Origin of the sequence: Streptomyces sp. NBC_01306 (assembly GCF_026340465.1) — a bacterium.
In the GTDB taxonomy this organism is placed as follows: Bacteria; Actinomycetota; Actinomycetes; order Streptomycetales; family Streptomycetaceae; genus Streptomyces.
Genome location: NZ_JAPEPC010000001.1, coordinates 6,818,943 through 6,836,143, shown reverse-complemented (window position 1 = coordinate 6,836,143; position 17,201 = coordinate 6,818,943). Strand labels below are relative to the sequence as shown.

Below are 17,201 nucleotides of genomic sequence, written 5' to 3'. Positions count from 1 at the left end.
GTACCTTCCACCAGCAGAGGAAACACCATGCTGTTCGCAGTGAACATGGATGTCGCGATCCCGCACGACCTCGCCCCCGAGGTACGCGAGGACCTGATAGCCCGTGAGAAGGCCTACTGTCAAGCGCTCCAGAGGGATGGCGTCTGGGTCCACATCTGGCGGTGCACCGGGCAGTACGCCAACCTCAGCGTCTTCGACGTCGCGGACAACGACGAGCTGCACAGCGTCCTGTGGAATCTGCCGCTCTTCCGCTACATGTCGGTCTCCGTCACGCCGCTGTCGGCCCATCCGTCGGCGCTTCACGGTTCCGGCGCGGCGGTGGCCTGACGGCCCGGCGTCAAGAGCTCGCGGTGACCGGGGACTTGCCCTTGTCGCCCACCGAGTTCTGTTCGGCGGACTTCGGAATCGGCCGGTCGTCCCGAAGCGCCTTCCAGACCTGCTGGGACGCCTTGGTGAGGGGCAGGACCCGGTCCGGGGCCTGACTGTCGTAGGTCACCGGCATCGTGACCATGTTCATGTTCTTCGGGCTGATGCCCCTGAGGTCCTTGGCCAGACCCAGCAGCTTGTCCGCGGACGCCAGCCCGGAGTCGGCGGTCACGGTCCGGGTCGCGGTGTCGGCGAGGCCGTAGAGCTTGGCCGGATTGCCGAGCAGGCCGATGTTGTCGACCCGGTCGGTCAGGGCCTTGATGAACGCCTGCTGGAGCTGGATACGGCCGAGGTCACTGCCGTCACCCACACCATGCCGGGTCCGTACCAGACTGAGTGCCTGCTCGCCCTTGAGCGTGTGCTTCCCGGCGGACAGGTCGAGGTGGCTGTCGCTGTCGTCGATCGCCTTGCTGGTGGTGATGTTCACACCACCGAGCTGATCGATGAGCTTCTTGAATCCGTTGAAGTCGACTTCGACGTAGTGGTCCATGCGGACACCGGACATCTTCTCGACCGTCTTCACGGTGCACCCCGGGCCACCCACGGCGTAGGAGTCGTTGAACATCGCCTGGTGCGCTCCGGGCACGGTACCGCCGTGCGGCTTCGGGCACGCCGGGCGGTCCACCATCGTGTCCCGCGGGATGCTGACGACGCTCGCCTTGCGGTGAGACTTGTCGACGTGGAGAACCATCGTCGTGTCGGACCGGGCGCCGCTGACGCCCTTTCCGTACTCGCCGTGCGTTCCCGCACGCGAGTCGGACCCGAGGAGGAGGATGTTCATCGCGCCGTTGTGCGCGTCGCTGGGCCGGTCTTTTCCGAGGGCGGCGTTGATGTCGACGCCCTTGACGTTGCCGTTGAGGTGCGACCAGAGGTAGGCCGCGCCTCCTCCTCCCACCGCCAGTACACCGAGGGCGGCCCAGGCGGTGATCCGCAGTGCTCGGCGACGCGGACGCCGCCCGTGCGGCTCCTCACCTGCCGGCCCGGGGGCGGCGGGCCCCGGGCCGTCCTGCCCGGGTATCGCGTTCCCGCTCTCGTACGCCATCAGCTATCAGTCCTTCGAGTGGTGGCGGGCATACGGAAGTACCTCTTACCTCGGGGATGTCGTGCGAGGCCGCGGGGGCCGGCGACAGCGGAACGGAGCTACGCGTCGTGGGCGGAGCAGCGGAAGCGGGCGGGGCCCGACCGGTCCGGCACTCGGCTCCCCGGGACTCGAACCATGGTTAGCGCCGCTGGAAGGCGGGGGCAACGAGGCCCCTTACTACCTGTGTACGTAGTCGGGCCCGCAGCGGCGTCGACGACCCCGGTGCGCGGTCCGCCACGTCTTCCGCACCCCTACTGCCGTGCCTCGTACATGACATACGTCCTATGGGCGGGCTCACAGTCGCGGTGCCCCGCAGCCGTCCCGGAGCAGCGGATGCCGACGCTCTGCCGACCATCCATCACTCTCTGCGGTCTTCGAGAAGCGGCAGGGCTGCGTGTCCGGCCACTCGCCCCGCACGGGCGCAGCCGGGCCCGGTGCGGCGGCGCGGTTCCTGTCGGGGGCCAGGCGCCTTACGCCTGGATCAGGCCGGGTCAGGGGCGGGCGCCGACCTCGTGTTCGGCGATCGTCCAGGCCCGGGCCTGATCACTGAGCGTGAAGCCGAGGCCGGGGCGCGCGGAGACGTACATGCGTCCGTCCCGGATCTCCAGGCGCTCGTTGAACAGCGGCTCCAGCCAGTCGAAGTGCTCCACCCAGGGTTCGATCGGGTACGCGGCGGCCAGGTGGAGATGGATCTCCATCGCGAAGTGCGGTGCGAGCTGCAGCTGGTGGTGCTCGGCGAGAACGGCGAGCTTGAGGAACTGGGTGATACCCCCGATGCGGGGGGCATCGGGCTGGATGACGTCGGCGGCGTTCTGCCGGATCAGCTCGACATGATCAGCGACGCTGGCCAGCATCTCGCCGGTGGCGACGGGAGTGTCCAGGGAGGCGGCGAGCGCGGCGTGGCCCTGGGCGTCGTAGGCGTCGAGAGGCTCCTCGATCCAGACCAGGTTGAACTTCTCCATGGCGCGGCCCATGCGCTGTGCGGTGGGCCGGTCCCACTGCTGGTTGGCATCGGCCATGAGCGGCACCTCGTCGCCGATGTGCTCGCGCACCGCAGTGAGACGGGCCAGGTCGTATGTGCCGTCGGGGTGACCGACCTTGATCTTGATGCCGCCGATGCCGCTGTCCAGGGATGCGGTGGCGTTGTCCAGGACCTGCCCGGTCGGCGTGTGCAGGAAGCCGCCGGAGGTGTTGTAACAGCGCACGGAGTCGCGGTGGGCGCCGAGCAGCTTGGCCAGCGGCAGACCGGCCCGCTTGGCCTTGAGGTCCCACAGCGCGACGTCGAAGGCGGCGATCGCCTGGGTGGCCAGACCGCTGCGTCCCACTGACGCTCCGGCCCACACCAGCTTGGTCCAGATCTTGCCGATGTCGCTGGGGTCCTCACCGATCAGGGTCTCGGCGATCTCGCGGGCGTGCGCGAACTGGCCAGGGCCGCCTGCCCGCTTGGAGTAGCTGAAGCCGATGCCCTCGTGCCCCTGCTCAGTGGCGACCTCCACGAAGAGGAAGGCGACCTCCGTCATCGGCTCCTGACGTCCAGTCAGGACCTTCGCGTCGCTGATCGGCGTGGACAGCGGCAGGGTCACCGACGAGAGACGTAGCCACGCGATGCGGTCGAGGGTGGCTGCGCCCACGGAGTGCGCGGCGTGCGCGGCTCGGGGTGTCGTGTTCGTCGTGGTCGCCACTTCGTGTCCCTGGGTCGGTGCGGTTGGGATGGTTGGGATGGTGGGGACGCGGTGCGTTCTCTCTTCCCTGGCTTCCCGCCGATGCCGGATCGTGTCGGTGCGCCGTGCCGCCGTGCCGCCGTGCCGCCGTGCCGCCGTGCCGCCGTGCCGAATACGTTCGACGCTACGGTCACGATTGATCCACGTCCACCATAAGTTTTGGATGTGACCATTCAAGGAGAGCAACATTGTTCACGCTGACTCAGCTGTCGTGTTTCGTGGCCGTGGCTGAGGAACTGCACTTCACCCGCGCCGCGGAGCGACTGAGCATGACCCAGCCGCCGCTGAGCCGGCAGATCCAGCTGCTGGAGAACGAGCTGGGTGTGAGGCTGCTGGACCGCACCAACCGAACGGTGCGGCTGATGCCCGCAGGCCGGGCCTTCCTCTCGGAGGCGCGCCGCATCGTGCGCCAGGCCGAGCATGCCACTCTCGCCGTACGCCAGGTGCCGCCGGAGAGACCTGTGCGAAGGCTTCCGACCCACTCGGGTCGGCATCCGATGCGACCGTGCCCGGCAGCCATGTCTGGACCGACCACGGCATGGGGTAGCCCGCTCCGGGCTCTCCCAGGGCGACGGGTTCCGGAGCAGGGAACCGGGACACCTGCGCCAGCTCCGTGCTCGCCAGGGCTTCCCGCTGCAGAACCGTCAGCACATCGGCGGCATCGGCCAGGCGCAGCGGGAAACGTGCCGAGAGGTCGTTCCCGATGCGGAAGATGGCGTTGACCGTCCCAGCCGACCGCAGGAGTCGGATCTCCTTGCCGCTCCACCGGGGGAACTGTTCCTGGATCAGGGTCGCAACCGTTGCCGTGGTCACGTCCACTTGATCATCGTGCATGGTCATCCTGTTCCGCCGGCGAGCAGTGCCCTGTGCGGCAGCGCGAGCCGGCCGTCCGGACCGGTGAACTCTCCGCTGAGACGATCGAAATGCCGCTTGATCTCCGCTCTGGTGCGGGGCGGTTGGGCGGCGATGAGGTGACCGGTGAAGCCGACACCCGACGCCGCGCCGTGCCACCACTCCTGCGCGGATGTCCGATGGTTCCAGGCGATGGTCCGGCAGGAGGGCCTGGAGAGTCCGGCGGCCAGCAGCAAGTCCTCAAGCCCCTGCTCAGTGCGTGGGAAGTCGGTCTCGGGCGCCAGGACCGGCCGGTGGACAGGTCGCTGCACACCGGCGGCCTCCATCGCTCGTCCCAGCAGTGCCTGCCCGGGCCCGGCCGGCACGGACCACACCGTCACCGCGATCCGGCCGCCCGGCCGGCTCACCCGGCCCAGCTCGGCCAGCGCACGCTGCGGCCAACCGACATGGTCCAGAACGAAGTTGGCGGTCACCGCATCGAAGGCATCATCAGCGAAAGGAAGAGCGGGCAGCTCGGCGACACCGACATCGGCCAGCGGCACAGCCTTCGCGGCCAACTCCACCATCCCCGGCTCGGCATCAACAGCTGTGACCCGGGCACCTCTCGCGCTCGCCCCCGCGGCGACGTTCCCCGACCCGGTACCCACATCCAGCAGATCGGTGTCGGGACCGGCCCCGACGGCATCCAGCAGCTCATCGACCGGATGCGCGCACACCGCCGCGAAGGACTCCGCGTACGCGACTGCCCGCCCCGACCAGATCGAGCGCCCGGTCTCATCGAATCCGGTCACTGCAACACCAACCCCTCAGACCCGTCGGATCACGGCCAGGACCGGACAGTAACCGACCTGACGAGCCGGCAACCAGACCTTTCCGTGTGTGGCCGCGCAGTTGAGGGCCGCCGCCTCGGATGCGGCGCCGGCCCGCGCTCCCGACCGTACGGAAAGGCTCTTTGAATCCGGACCCGGCCTCAGGGGCCCCGTACGTCTCAACATCAGCTGCCGGCAGAGCCGTTACCACGCCTCCGACTCCTCGGCGTCCAGGGGACCCGGCTGTGCAGCGTCGCTGCCCGCGCGAACGCGCCTGGCCAGCAGCGGGAATACCAGCACCGAGATCATCGCGGCGCCGACCAGAGCCGCCGCCACGGCCGAGGTGACGAGCTTCTGGCTGACGCCGATGGTGGTGATGGCGACCACAAGGGGGAGGCAGGTCGCCGCGAACAGGGTGAGCGCCCTCCTGCCGCGGCGGTCGAGGTCGCGGGGGGCGAGCAGGTATACGGGTCCTCCCCGGATGAGGAGGAACAGGAGCAGGAAGACCGGCAGCAGTACCAGTGAACGGACGTCGTGGAGCAGGGCATGGAGGTCGAAGTTGATGCCGGTCACCACGTAGAACAACGGTACGAGGAATCCGAAGCCCATGGCCTCCACCTTGCCCAGGACTTCGGCGCTGCTGTGGGGGGCGGCGCCCTGCAGGACCAGGCGGGCCAGGATGCCCGCCGCGAACGCGCCCAGCAGGATGTCGAGTCCGAATGCCGACGCCAGGGCCAGCATCCCGGCCAGCAGGAACATGACGAAACGGACGGCGAACTGGGCACTGTTGTGCAGGGTCTTGTCGATCAGCCGGGAGAACCAGGGCGGCCTGGGGCGCAGCGCCCAGAAGAGGGCCGCGGCCGTGACGGCCGCGAAGACGATCAGGAGGGCGGCCGACACCCCGGGTTTACGGCCGCTGAGCAGCAGAGCGGTGGCGACGACCGGGCCGAACTCGCCCACCGCTCCGAAGGCCGTCACCACCGTGCCGAAGCGGCCGTGCAGGTCCCCCTCGTCCTTGAGCATCGGCAGGACCGTGCCCAGGGCTGTGCTGGTCAGTGACGTGCCGATCACGAACGCCTTGTACACGTCGTCACCGCTGAGCAGGAAGGCCACCGCGATGGCGACGGCCAGCGAGGACAGCCAGGCTCCGGCAGCCCGGTGCAGGGTCCTGCCCCGCACCGCCGCGAAGTCGATCTCGTAACCGGCGAGGAAGATCAGCATGGACAGCCCCAGGTTCGACAGGGTGTCGATGACCTGGTCCGAATGCGTCCAGCCGAGGGCGTCGGGGCCGATGAGAATGCCGAGCGCGATCTCGAAGATGACGAGCGGCACGGCGAGACGTCGCGCTGCCACGTTGGCCAGCAGCGGGGCGAGCACCGCGGCGGCCATGATCAGGACCAGCGTGCCGGGGTGTGACACGGATCCGGGCGGCGGTCAGACCCGGCCCGGCATACCGTGCCGGACCGATCGGGCTGGACCCGTGCAGCCGTAGCTCGCGTCGTCCGGGCCACGCGTGTCGCAGAGGGGCGGGCCCTGCGTGTCGGAGGAGGGAGCGTGCTTCCGCACCGCCGGGACCGCCTCGGCGATGCCCGGCCGGCCCGGCTTTGCTTCGGAGGTGGACAACAACGGCCTCCCTGGCAGGGCGTGGACACGGCGGGCCGCACACCTGGTACGGCCGGTGCTGCCCACCCTCATCCCGCGAGCGGGGCGTCACGAGCGGGGATAGCCCATCGGAGGGGCGGGCCGGCGGCCGGCGGGGCGGACGGAGGTCAGCGGGCGGGGCGAGGTCCCGGGGATGTGGACGGGGTGTCACGCGGCGCGGCCGACTCGCGGCGCCGCCCGCGTCGCGTGACGATCGAGATCCCGGCGCAGATGAGGACCAAGGATGCCTATGTCCGAACGGCAGGTGCTCCGCTCGGAGCCACTGCGACCCGTCGAGGCCCCATCGGTACCCGTCAAGGCCCTTCGGACCGGGGAGGCGACGTGCGCCGCGGTCACGGCCGTGCTGTGACGCCGGAGGCGAGGACGCGCCCGCCCCGGCGCGGCGGGGCCGCCCACCGCGCTCGTCGTGTCCGCAGTCAAGGAGCGGCGCTGCTCCTGGTGGGCGGTGGAGCGCTGCTGGGCTGGGTGCTGCCGGAGTGGGACCGGAACCTGCCCACACCGGGCCTGGGCTTCGACGCCTCCACGGCGCAGGCGACTCTCGCCGCGATCGCAGGCGGCATGATCACACTCGCGGGGTTCGTCGTCACCGCCATCACTCTGGTGGTGCAGACGGTGCAGACGATGTCTCCCCGACTGGTCGGGGCGCTCGGCCACTTCAGCCGCTATCTGGTCCTGTTCGGTCTGCTGATCGGGACCGCCCTGTACGCCCTCGTCGCCTTGAGCCATGTCCATGGGCGCAGCGTCCCGCGGGTGAGCGTGACCGTGGCGATCGCTCTCGTCCTCATCGACGCCACGGTTGTCCTCTACCTGCTGTCCTCGCTCCGGCACGCCGTGACGGGCGGCGGTCTCGCCCGTGCGGTCGGCCGGCGGCTTCGGACGGTCATCGACCAGACCTGCCCCGCTCAGGCCTCTCCCACCCGGGCCTCTCCCACCCGGGCCTCTCCCGCTCAGGCCCGTCCCGCCGGGCGGGCGGACGCGGCTCAGTACCCGTCGCCCCAGGGCCGCGAGGGCGCGCCCGTCATCGTCCACAGCGGCCGTCCGGCTGTCATCTTCTCCATCGACGAGACCGTCCTCACCCGGATCGCTGCTCGCCACGGGGTCCGTGTCGTCCTCGTACACCCCGTGGGCGACTTCATCAGGTCCGGCGAAACGGTCGCCTATCTGGAGGCGGGCGGCACGGACTGCGGCCGCCGGACCGTCAGACGCGTCACCGCGTGTTTCCACTACGGCCCGAACCGTACCGTCGAGCAGGACACCGGATACGGGTTCCGGCTCCTGGCCGACATCGCGATCCGGGCGCTCTCCCCTGCCGTCAACGACCCGACCACGGCAGTGCAGGCACTCGACCAGATCGAGGACAGCCTGCTGCGGCTGGCGGGCAGGCCCCTCGGCCCGGCCTGGCTGACCGACGCCAAAGGCACACCCCGCGTCTTCTGCCCTGCCCCGGACTGGGCCGGCCTCCTCTCCCTCGCACTCGATGAGACACTTCTCTACGGCGCCTCGAATCCCCAGACGGTGCGGCGCCTGCACGCCCTTCTCCAGCGCCTGCTGGCCACGGCACCGGCCCACCGCCAACCGGCCCTGACCGAACGCTCGGATGCTCTGGACCGGCTGGCGGCCGCGACCCTCACGGATCCTCTCCTGAAGCGCATCGTGGCCCGCCCCGACCGGCAGGGACTGGGCGGAATCCTCGCCGCTGATCCGTCGGATCCGTGATCCGCCCGGTGCACGCACAGGCCGCCCGCCACCCGAATGGCTCACTCCGAATCGGCATCCCGTGCCCCCGGGGACGATCCTGGCGAGATGAGCGGACACCAGGCTCCAGACGCCCCGCGCGCCTCGACCGGCCGTGCCTCACGGTGGCGCCAGGCCCTGACGCCTACGCGCGTCCTCGCCCTGCTGCTGACCGCGGTCGCGATCACTCTCATCGCCGAGAACACCCGGCAGGTGAAGATCCGGCTGCTGGTTCCCGTCGTCACCATGCCTCTGTACGCGGCGCTGCTGATCATGTTCGTGATCGGCCTCCTCGCCGGGGCCCTGCTGGTCTACAACCGCAACCGCAGGAGGCGGCGCGCGCGGTACTGAACTGCCGGACTGCCGGACTGCCGGACTGCCGGACTGCCCGACTTGCGGACTTGCGCACTTGTGGACTTGCGGGAGGGCGGCCCGCGCCTCTGTCAGCGGCCGCCCCGGAGACATATCGCTGCGAGGGAGATCCCCATGCCCAGGAATCCCGGCCTTCCAGAGGGGTGCGCGGTACTTTGCGGCCGCACGGGAACGGGTCCCCGGCAGGCCACCGGCTGCCTCCACGGCACCGCCCGGTGACAGCGCCGGACAGAACTCCCGGCTCCGACGACCCGGACGGCGGCGCGGACGGCCACCGGCCGGCCACGGCCACCGGGCGCTGGTGGGAGAGCGGGGAGGAGCCGGACTACCGGGCCACCCTGGCCAACGAGCGCACCCTGCTTTCCTGGCTGCGCGCCGCCCTGGCCCTCCTGGCCGGAGCACTCGGCGTCCTCCAACTGGTCCGTATCTCCCCCACCGCCCTGCGGCTGGCGCTGGCAAGCTACCTGGTCGCCCTGTCCGTGGGCTCGACGCTCATCGGCTACCGGCAGTGGCGGCGGCGACAGGCCAGCATGCGGCGCCGTGAGGCGTTCGGCCACTCGGAACTTCCCGCCTTCCTCGCGCTGGCGCTCCTGATGCTGGCGGCACTCGTCGTCGCCGTGGTCGCCGTCGGCCCCTACTGACCGAGTGCGTGAACAGTGGGACGGGATCCCTCCCGTGCGATCAGATGTTGTGGGGCTCCCAGACCGGCAGCCGGACGTCGTTGGCCACGCCCTGCGGGGTCCCCGAGTCCGCGGTCAGACAGGGAGACGCTCCAGCACTCCCGCGAAATCCGTGTCCGGCGGAAGGGTCCCGAACGCCAGCCCCCGGTCCCCGGCCAGCCGGGACGCGCAGAAGGCGTCGGCGACAGCGGCCGGCGCGTGGCGGACGAGGAGCGATCCCTGGAGCACGAGCGCCGCGCGTTCGATCAGACGGCGGGCCCGCAGTGGGGCGTCCTCGGTGAGGACGAGTTGACCGCGCAGCTCCTGCCAGGCGGCGTCCAGTCGCCGGTCGGCGCCCGAGGCCGCCTCGATCTCGGTACGGAAGGCGTCGACGGACTCGGACTCACGCGCCAGCGCTCGCAGCATGTCAAGGGCGTTGACGTTGCCCGAACCCTCCCAGATGCCGTTGAGCGGGGCCTCGCGGTAGAGACGCGGCATACCGGATGCCTCGTCATATCCGTTGCCACCAAGGCATTCCAGCGCCTCGGCGACCGCTGCGGGCTGCCGTTTGCACACCCAGTACTTGCCGACTGCCGTGGCGAGCCGCAGGAACGCCCGTTCCCGGGCGTCGCCGCTCCGCCCCCGGTCGGCCGCCCCGGCAAGGCGAAGGGCGAGTGTGGTGGCGGCCTCGGACTCCACCGCGAGGTCGCCGATCACATTGCGCATCAGCGGCTGGTCGATCAACTTGGCGCCGAACACAGCGCGGTGGCGGGCATGGTGGGCGGCCTGGGCCAGCGCGGCACGAGTGCCCGCAGCGGATCCGAGGACGCAGTCGAGGCGCGTCGAGGTCACCATGTCGATGATGGTGCGTACGCCCTTGCCCTCGGGGCCGACGAGCCAGGCCACCGTGTCGTCGAACTCGGGCTCGCTGCTGGCGTTGGCACGGTTGCCGAGTTTGTCCTTGAGCCGCTGGATGCGGAAGGTGTTGCGGCTGCCGTCCGGCAGCACGCGTGGCACGAGGAAGCAGGACAGCCCGCCGGGCGCCTGGGCCAGCACCAGGAAGAGGTCGTTCATCGGTGCGCTGGTGAACCACTTGTGACCGCGCAACCGCCAGGTCCCGTCGGGCTCTTCGGTGGCCGATGTGGTGTTGGCGCGCACGTCGGTGCCGCCCTGCTTCTCCGTCATGCCCATCCCGGCGAGCAGCCCTCGCTTGCCTGCGGGGGTACGCAGCCCGGGATCGTAGACGCGGCTGGTGAGGAGGGGCTCGTACGTGGCGGCGAGGCCGGGAGAGTGGCGCAGCGCCGGGACCACCGCGTACGTCATGGAGACCGGGCACAGGTGCCCCGGCTCCACCATCGTCATCAGCATGAACCCCGCGGCGCGGGCCACATGGGCGCCCGGGCGCTCGTCGGCCCAGGCCGCGCCGGCCAGGCCCGCGCCCACGGAGGCGTCCATCAGGTGGTGGTAGGCGGGGTGGAACTCCACCTCGTCGATACGGTGGCCGTAGCGGTCGTGAGTGTGCAGCACCGGTTCATGGCGGTTGGCCTGGTCGGCCCAGCCCTGGGCTTCCTCGCCCGCGACGAAGCGGCCGAGGTCGTGGAGGTCCGCGGTGTGCCACGGCGCACCCTCACGGCACATGCCTTCCAGCAGCACGGCGTCCTGGGCGGCGTCGTGACCGGTCAGCGGCGGCGGCTGATTGGTCACTTCGTGGGTGGGGGCGGTGGGACGGCTGCGGGGAGCGGCGGTCGTGGACACGGTTTTCCCTCCGGGTGCGTACGTACGCGGATCGGCTCAGGGCTGCTGTGCGTCGACCGGGACGCCCGCGCAGCGCAACGCCATGGCGGTGAGTTCGGCGAGGAGTTCCTCGGTGGCCTTCTCGTCGTGGTGGCCGAGCGGGTCGACGAGCACCTCACCGATCGCCCCGGTGAGCGCTGCCGCCGTGATCTCGCCGTTCTGCGCGGGCAACAGGCCGTTCGCGATGCCCTCGTGGACGACCTCGGCGAACAGCGCCCGGTAGCGGCGCCGGAAGTCGAGGCGCTCGGCCCCGACCGCCGGTTCGGCGGGTGCGGCGAGCAGCGCGTATGCCAGTCCGCGGTTCTCCAGGGCGCGGCGGGCGAAGACCTGGATGCCTCGGCTGAGCCGCTCGGCGGGTGTTCCCGGCCCCTGGAGCACCTCGCCCAGGACTTCCACCTCACGTCCCGCGGCGCGTCGGAACACCTCGACGGCGAGCGCCCCCTTGGACGGGAAGTGCTGGTACACCGAACCGGCCGCGATGCCCGCCGCATCGGCGACGGCGGTCACCGACGCCTGTGACCAGCCCACTTCCGTGACCACCGAGGTGGCACATGCGACGAGGTGCTCTCTGGCGGCTTGGAGCCGGTCGATTTCGGCGGTGGTCTTGCGGTAGGCCATGAAAGAAGTGAACCACCATTCAGAGTTTCCCGCCATGGCCACCACCACCGGCACCACCCGGCAGGAGACGTGCCGCACCCCAGCACCCCGCAGGGCAGCCCGGTCCGCCCAGCCGGCGCCGCCCCTCACCCGGGGCACAGGCCCGCACGACCGGGCGTGCGCCGTCCGGGGGAACGGCCGACCGGCCAAGGAATTGGGTAAGGAGACATTACGGCTGATTCTTGGTCTTATGGGTTATTCCGTCTGTGGGCCCGTCCGGGCCACCGCCCGACGGACGGAGCAACCCTCCGGATTCTCGAAGAAACGATCGGCAGGACCGGCCCATGGGTGAGCGCAAGGCGTCGTTCGGGTCCTCGCGGGGGCGCCGTTTCTCGCTGCCGGGTGTACGCAGCGTCGCGGGCCAGATGTTCGTCCTGCAGGTGGTCGTCGTGGCGGTGCTGATCGTGGCCGCGGTGGTGGCGCTCGCGCTGCAGGTCCGGCGCAACCGCACGATGGACGCCCGCCACCGGACGCTCGACGTGGCCCAGGCCTTCGCACAGGCACCCGGCACGGCAGCGGCGTTGACCAGCGCCAATCCGACCGCGATCCTGCAGCCGCGGGCCGAGAAAGTCCGTAAGTCGACCGACATCGACTTCGTCGTGGTGTTCAGCACGACAGGGATCCGCTACACCCATCCCGACCCGAAACTGATCGGCAAGCATGTCGTCGGCCCGTACAAGTCAGCCATCACGCACGGCGCCTTCACCCGGACCTTCACCGCGAGCCAGGGCCCCGCCGTGGACTCGATCGTCCCCGTCATGCGACCCGACGGGAAGGTCGTGGGCCTGGTGTCGGTCGCGATCACGGTGGCGGACGTGGAGAGCGCGGCGAACCGCCAGCTGCCGGTGCTGCTGGGCGCGGCGGCGGGGGTACTGGTGTTGGCGGCAGGCAGCTCGGTGCTGGTGTCGCGTCGGCTGCGGCGGCAGACCCACGGGCTGGGGCCGGCGGAGATGACGCGGATGTACGAGCACCATGACGCGGTGCTGCACGCGGTGCGGGAGGGCGTGGTGATCGTCGACCAGGACGGGCGGCTGCTGCTGGCCAACGACGAGGCGCGGCGCTTGCTGGAGCTGCCCGCGGACGCGGAGGGGCGACCCGTCGCGGAGTTGGGGCTGGCACCGGCTGTGGCGGAGCTGCTCGGCTCGCTGCGGCCGGCGAGCGACGAGGTGCACCGGGCAGGGGACCGGTTGCTGGGCGTCAATGTGCGGCCGGCGGCGGACGGCGGCGGACGGCCGGCGATGTATGTGGCAACGCTGCGGGACACCACGGAGCTTGCGGCGCTGACGGGGCGGGCGGAGATGGCACGGGGCCGGCTGACGCTTCTGTACGAGGCGGGGGTACGGATCGGGACCACCTTGGACGCGAAGCGCACGGCGGAGGAACTGGCGGAGGTGACGATGCCGCGGTTCGCGGACCTCGTCACCGTCGACCTGGCCGATGCCGTGGTGCAGGGGCAGGAGCTGGGGTGGGCAAGCACGGAGATGCACCGGGTGGCCCTGCGCGGGGTACGGGCCGACGCGCCGGTGGCCCCGGTCGGCGATGTGGTGCAGTTGATCCCCACGACACAGCAGACGGAGGGGCCGGCCCCGGATCGAGGGGGCCTGATCGCCGATCTGCGTACCGAGCAGGACTGGCGAACCCACGATCCCGAGCGTGCGGCGATGATCCTCGACCACGGCCTCCATTCGCTGATCGCGGTGCCGCTGCTGGCCCGCGGGACGGTGCTGGGCAGGGCCTGCTTCTGGCGCTCGGAGCAGGCGCAGCCGTTCGAGGCGGACGATCTGTCCTTCGCCGAGGAGCTGGCCGCCCGGGCAGCCGTGTGTCTGGACAACGCCCGTCGCTTCACCCGGGAGCACGGCGTGGCCGTCGCTCTGCAGCGCAGCCTGCTGCCGCGTGGGCTGTCCGGGCAGACGGCGGTGGAAGCCGCCCACCGTTATCTGCCCGCCCAGACCGGCGTGGGCGGGGACTGGTTCGACGTCATCCCCCTGCCCGGGGCCCGGGTGGCTCTGGTGGTGGGCGACGTGGTCGGGCACGGGCTGCACGCCGCGGCCACCATGGGCCGGCTACGGACCGCGGTGCACAACTTCTCGGCCCTGGACCTGGCGCCCGACGAACTGCTGGGATACCTGGACGAGTTGGTCGTCCGGATCGACGCCGACGAGGGCACAGGCGACGAATGGCCCGGGGTGACCGGGGCGACCTGCCTGTACGCCGTCTACGACCCGGTGGCCGGCCACTGCCGGGTGGCCCGGGCGGGCCACCTCGGGCCCGCACTGGTGCATCCGGACGGCACGGTCACGTTCCCGGATGTGCCGCTCTCCCCGCCGCTCGGGCTCGGCGGCCAGCCGTTCGAGATCGCCGAACTGTCCCTTGCCGAGGGCAGCCAGCTGGTGCTGTACACCGACGGGCTCGTGGAGGACCGCGACCGGGACGTCGACACGGGTCTGGACCTGCTGCGGGAAGCCCTGACCGGGCACCCCGGGCGGGGCCCGGAGCAGACCTGCCAGGCGGTCATCGACTCCGTCCTGCTGCCGCAGCCCAGCGACGACGTCGCGCTGCTGGTGGCCCGCACCCGTCTGCTGGGCCCGGGACAGGTGGCCGAGTGGGAGGTGCCGTCCGATCCGGCGGCGGTCGCGTCCGTGCGCAACGACGCCAGCCGGCAGCTGGCGGACTGGGGGCTGGACGAGATCGCCTTCACCACCGAACTCATCCTGTCGGAGCTGATCACGAACGCCATCCGGTACGGCACGCCTCCGGTACGGGTACGGCTGCTGCGGGACCGCACCCTGATCTGCGAGGTCTCGGACGGTTCCAGCACGTCCCCGCACCTGCGCCAGGCGAAGTCCACTGATGAGGGCGGCCGCGGACTGTTCCTGGTTGCCAGACTCGCGCAGCACTGGGGCACTCGGTACACCCCGACCGGCAAGGTCATCTGGACCGAACAGGCTCTGCACAACGGCACCGGGGAAGTGAACCTCGACCTCGCCGACCTCTTCCTCGAACACGGGGTACCGCCCGATGACCTCGGCGATGACGAGAGTCCGTGACGGTGCTCGACGGCATGGGCGGCACCGGCGACCGGTGCCACCCGGGTCAGCCCGACTTCGGCGGCCTCTGCGTGTCGAAGGCGAACAGAGTGTTCTTGGCCGCGGCCACGACCACCGCACGCCCCGCAAGGGTCACGCGCGGGCTTGCGCCCTGCTCGCCCGTCAAACCGTCGGCCCGCGGATCTGTTGTCCACAGGGGTTCGCCACCGCGCGGTGACAGCGCGACGACCCGGCCGGTGGCCGAGCTGAAATACAGCGCCCCGGCCCCCGCCACGGGGCCCGAAGCACCCTCCACGCCGGTCTGGCGCGACCACTTCTTCCGGCCGGTCTCGGGGTCGAGCGCCGTGACGAGACCGATCTGCCCGCTCACGTAGACGGTGCCGTCCGCCATGCCGGGCGTCCCCGCGTAAGTCCTGGGCAGCCGGGAGTACGTGACCTTCCGCGAGGCCGGGTCGACCCGCGCCACCCCGTCGTAGCCGGCCATCGCCGTTCCCTCCATGTGCTCGTGAAGGAGTACGAGCCTGCCGTTGGCGGCGCCCATCGGCACGGCGGGGCCGTTGACCGCGATGGGCCTGCCCAGTGTCCCCGAGGCGCGGTCCACCACGTACAGGGTGGAGTGGCGCACCTCCAGGTTGTTCACCTCCGTGTCGGGGGCGCACATCGCGAGGAGCTGTGGGCCCAGCGGGACGGGAGCGCACCGCGTACCCGCGGGGAACGATGTCCGCCAGGCGACCGCGCCGCTGTGCGCGTCCCGGGCCTCCAAGCGGGAGTTGGAAGAGTCGACCGTCACGACGGATGAGCCGATCACAAGGGCATCCTGCGACCGGCCGGTGACGGCCTGCGACTCGGCGCCGGACGGCACGGACCACAGCTCCCGGCCGCTGTTCGCGTCGAGCGCCACCACCTCGTTGGGAGGGCCCTGCGGGGCGTTCTGGGCGGCGAAGCGGTAACCGAGCACCGTGTCGTCGGTGGCGCCCACCAGGTGCATGCCCTCGACGGGGACGCCCGGGCTCTTCGCCGTCCACACCCGCGAGCCGTCCCGGGCCCTGAGACGGGTCGCGACGACACCGCCGCCCCCGCAGAACAGCGCGTCGCCGCGCGCGACGCAACGCAGCTCGTCAGGAATGTCCTTGCGGCCGCCCTGCACGGTCCTGCGCCACGGCTGGAATCCGTCCGGGAGTGCGCCACCCGGCGCCGCAGCGACGCTGTTGCCCTTGTCTCCGCCGCTGTTCCCCCCGAAGCCGCCCGCCTGGAGTGCGGTGACTCCCCCGCCGATCGCTGCCACCGCGACCGCCGTCGCGAGCACAGGACGCCAACGGCGACGCAGACCGCGGCCGATCGCGGTGCTCCCTGTATCGGGACCGGCCGGGGCGGTGGTCGGTGCGGCCGACGCCGGGGCGGCCGGCGTCGCGAGGTGATGCTGGGTGTTCACATCGCGGGTGCAGCCCGCGCCGACCCCGTTCGCGTCGGTCCCACCGAGATCGGCCGGCAGGTCCCGCAACAGTACGAGGAGTTCGTCCGCCGAGGGGCGCCCCTCGGGCTCCTTGGCCAGGCATGGCTCGACGACCGCGCGCAAAGCGCCCGGGACGGCGTCCAGCGACGGCTCCTCGTGCACCACCTGATACGCCGTCATGTACGGACTGTCCGCGTCGAAGGGCCCTTGCCCCGTCGCCGCGTACACCAGCAGCGTCCCCAGCGAGAAGACATCGGACCGCGGTCCCACACCACGCGGCGCCTGCAACTGCTCCGGCGACATGAAGGGCGGCGTACCGATGACCCGCCCGGTCATTGTCAGTGTCTGCTGGTCCACGGCGCGCGAAATGCCGAAGTCGATGACGCGCGGGCCCTCGGGCGAGAGCACGACGTTCGAGGGCTTCAGGTCACGGTGGACGACGCCGACCCGGTGGATGTCGCGCAGCGCCTCCGCCAGCCCGATGGCGAGCCTCCGCAGCTCCGCTCCGTCCAGCGGGCCGTCAGCGGCGATGCGCTGGGCGAGCGTGTGCCCCTCGATATAGGTCGTCGCCATCCACGGCTGCTCGGCCTCAGGCGCTGCGTCGACCACGGCGGCGGTGAACGCGCCGCTCACCCGCCTCGCCGCGGCCACCTCCTGCCGGAAACGGATGCGGAACTCGTCGTCCCCCGCGAACTGCTGGTGGATGAGTTTGATCGCGACAGGTCGCCCCGAGCTCGTACGGGCCAGAAAGACCGTGCCCATGCCACCCGAGCCGAGCCGCGCCTCCAGCGGATAGCCGCCGATCTCGGCTGGGTCACCTCCGCGCAGCGACACTCTTCCCGACCTCCCGTCCCCCGTGCACCTCTGCCACCACGGGCCTGCGTACCTGTCCTGCACACAAACTAGCCGCTGGGCAGTACGGAAGAGCAATGCG

12 protein-coding genes and 2 pseudogenes are annotated in these 17,201 nt (G+C 71.0%); 6 read left to right on the top strand and 8 right to left on the bottom strand.

All coding sequences use genetic code 11. The features are described 5' to 3' along the window. Positions 1-27: 27 nt before the first annotated feature. On the top strand, positions 28-327 hold the full coding sequence (catC, locus tag OG385_RS30235) for a muconolactone Delta-isomerase (protein WP_266859494.1): 300 nt from the start codon (positions 28-30) through the stop codon (positions 325-327). Positions 328-337: 10 nt separating this feature from the next. Here the strand turns inward: catC and OG385_RS30230 are convergent, their stop codons facing one another. After that, positions 338-1,468, bottom strand: a complete 1,131-nt coding sequence (locus tag OG385_RS30230) for an LCP family protein (RefSeq protein ID WP_266859492.1) — start codon at positions 1,466-1,468, stop codon at positions 338-340. A 530-nt stretch (positions 1,469-1,998) separates the two neighbouring features. Then, on the bottom strand, positions 1,999-3,189 hold the full coding sequence (locus OG385_RS30225) for a mandelate racemase/muconate lactonizing enzyme family protein (RefSeq protein WP_266859490.1): 1,191 nt from the start codon (positions 3,187-3,189) through the stop codon (positions 1,999-2,001). Positions 3,190-3,416: 227 nt separating this feature from the next. Between OG385_RS30225 and OG385_RS30220 the strand changes: the two are divergent. Then, positions 3,417-3,551 (top strand): annotated as a pseudogene (locus OG385_RS30220) (LysR family transcriptional regulator); the annotation flags it as partial. A gap of 79 nt (positions 3,552-3,630) precedes the next feature. Here OG385_RS30220 and OG385_RS30215 read toward each other — a convergent pair. The 3 genes and pseudogenes from OG385_RS30215 to OG385_RS30205 all read right to left on the bottom strand — a co-directional run. Further along, positions 3,631-4,068, bottom strand: a pseudogene (locus OG385_RS30215) (phosphotransferase); the annotation flags it as partial. Continuing rightward, positions 4,065-4,871 carry a class I SAM-dependent methyltransferase gene (locus OG385_RS30210; protein ID WP_266859488.1) on the bottom strand — a complete coding sequence of 269 codons (807 nt, stop codon included), beginning with the start codon at positions 4,869-4,871 and terminating at the stop codon, positions 4,065-4,067. The gene OG385_RS30210 and the pseudogene OG385_RS30215, both read right to left, overlap by 4 nt. Positions 4,872-5,093: 222 nt before the next feature. Then, positions 5,094-6,308, bottom strand: a complete 1,215-nt coding sequence (locus tag OG385_RS30205; RefSeq protein WP_266859486.1) for a cation:proton antiporter — start codon at positions 6,306-6,308, stop codon at positions 5,094-5,096. Positions 6,309-6,989: 681 nt separating this feature from the next. On the opposite strand from OG385_RS30205, the gene OG385_RS30200 reads away from it, so the two are divergent. The 3 genes from OG385_RS30200 to OG385_RS30190 all read left to right on the top strand — a co-directional run bounded on the left by OG385_RS30200 (position 6,990) and on the right by OG385_RS30190 (position 9,298). Continuing rightward, positions 6,990-8,267 (top strand): DUF2254 domain-containing protein, encoded by a 1,278-nt coding sequence (locus OG385_RS30200; RefSeq protein ID WP_266859484.1) that lies wholly within the window; start codon positions 6,990-6,992, stop codon positions 8,265-8,267. Between the two features lie 87 nt (positions 8,268-8,354). Continuing rightward, on the top strand, positions 8,355-8,636 hold the full coding sequence (locus OG385_RS30195) for a LapA family protein (RefSeq protein WP_266859482.1): 282 nt from the start codon (positions 8,355-8,357) through the stop codon (positions 8,634-8,636). Between the two features lie 236 nt (positions 8,637-8,872). Beyond that, positions 8,873-9,298, top strand: coding sequence for a DUF202 domain-containing protein (locus OG385_RS30190; RefSeq protein ID WP_266859480.1), 426 nt, complete (start codon positions 8,873-8,875; stop codon positions 9,296-9,298). Between the two features lie 114 nt (positions 9,299-9,412). Here the strand turns inward: OG385_RS30190 and OG385_RS30185 are convergent, their stop codons facing one another. Beyond that, complete coding sequence (locus OG385_RS30185; protein WP_266859478.1) at positions 9,413-11,071, bottom strand: acyl-CoA dehydrogenase family protein; 1,659 nt, start codon at positions 11,069-11,071, stop codon at positions 9,413-9,415. 36 nt (positions 11,072-11,107) lie between these two features. Then, the gene (locus OG385_RS30180; RefSeq protein ID WP_266859476.1) at positions 11,108-11,728 is read right to left on the bottom strand and encodes a TetR/AcrR family transcriptional regulator; all 621 of its coding nucleotides are present in this window, start codon (positions 11,726-11,728) and stop codon (positions 11,108-11,110) included. Positions 11,729-12,051: 323 nt separating this feature from the next. Between OG385_RS30180 and OG385_RS30175 the strand changes: the two genes are divergently transcribed. Further along, positions 12,052-14,814: a SpoIIE family protein phosphatase/ATP-binding protein gene (locus OG385_RS30175; protein WP_266859474.1), complete on the top strand. Its 2,763-nt coding sequence runs from the start codon at positions 12,052-12,054 to the stop codon at positions 14,812-14,814. A gap of 46 nt (positions 14,815-14,860) precedes the next feature. On the opposite strand, the gene OG385_RS30170 is transcribed toward OG385_RS30175, so the two are convergent. Beyond that, positions 14,861-17,101 carry a serine/threonine-protein kinase gene (locus OG385_RS30170; protein ID WP_266859472.1) on the bottom strand — a complete coding sequence of 747 codons (2,241 nt, stop codon included), beginning with the start codon at positions 17,099-17,101 and terminating at the stop codon, positions 14,861-14,863. Positions 17,102-17,201: the final 100 nt, after the last annotated feature.

Bases quoted from the DNA above. Each gene is read 5' to 3' on its own strand.
- OG385_RS30195 (WP_266859482.1), top strand. From the start codon at position 8,355: ATGAGCGGACACCAGGCTCCAGACGCCCCGCGCGCCTCGACCGGCCGT.
- OG385_RS30230 (WP_266859492.1), bottom strand. From the start codon at position 1,468: ATGGCGTACGAGAGCGGGAACGCGATACCCGGGCAGGACGGCCCGGGG.
- OG385_RS30180 (WP_266859476.1), bottom strand. From the start codon at position 11,728: ATGGCCTACCGCAAGACCACCGCCGAAATCGACCGGCTCCAAGCCGCC.
- catC (WP_266859494.1), top strand. From the start codon at position 28: ATGCTGTTCGCAGTGAACATGGATGTCGCGATCCCGCACGACCTCGCC.
- OG385_RS30175 (WP_266859474.1), top strand. From the start codon at position 12,052: ATGGGTGAGCGCAAGGCGTCGTTCGGGTCCTCGCGGGGGCGCCGTTTC.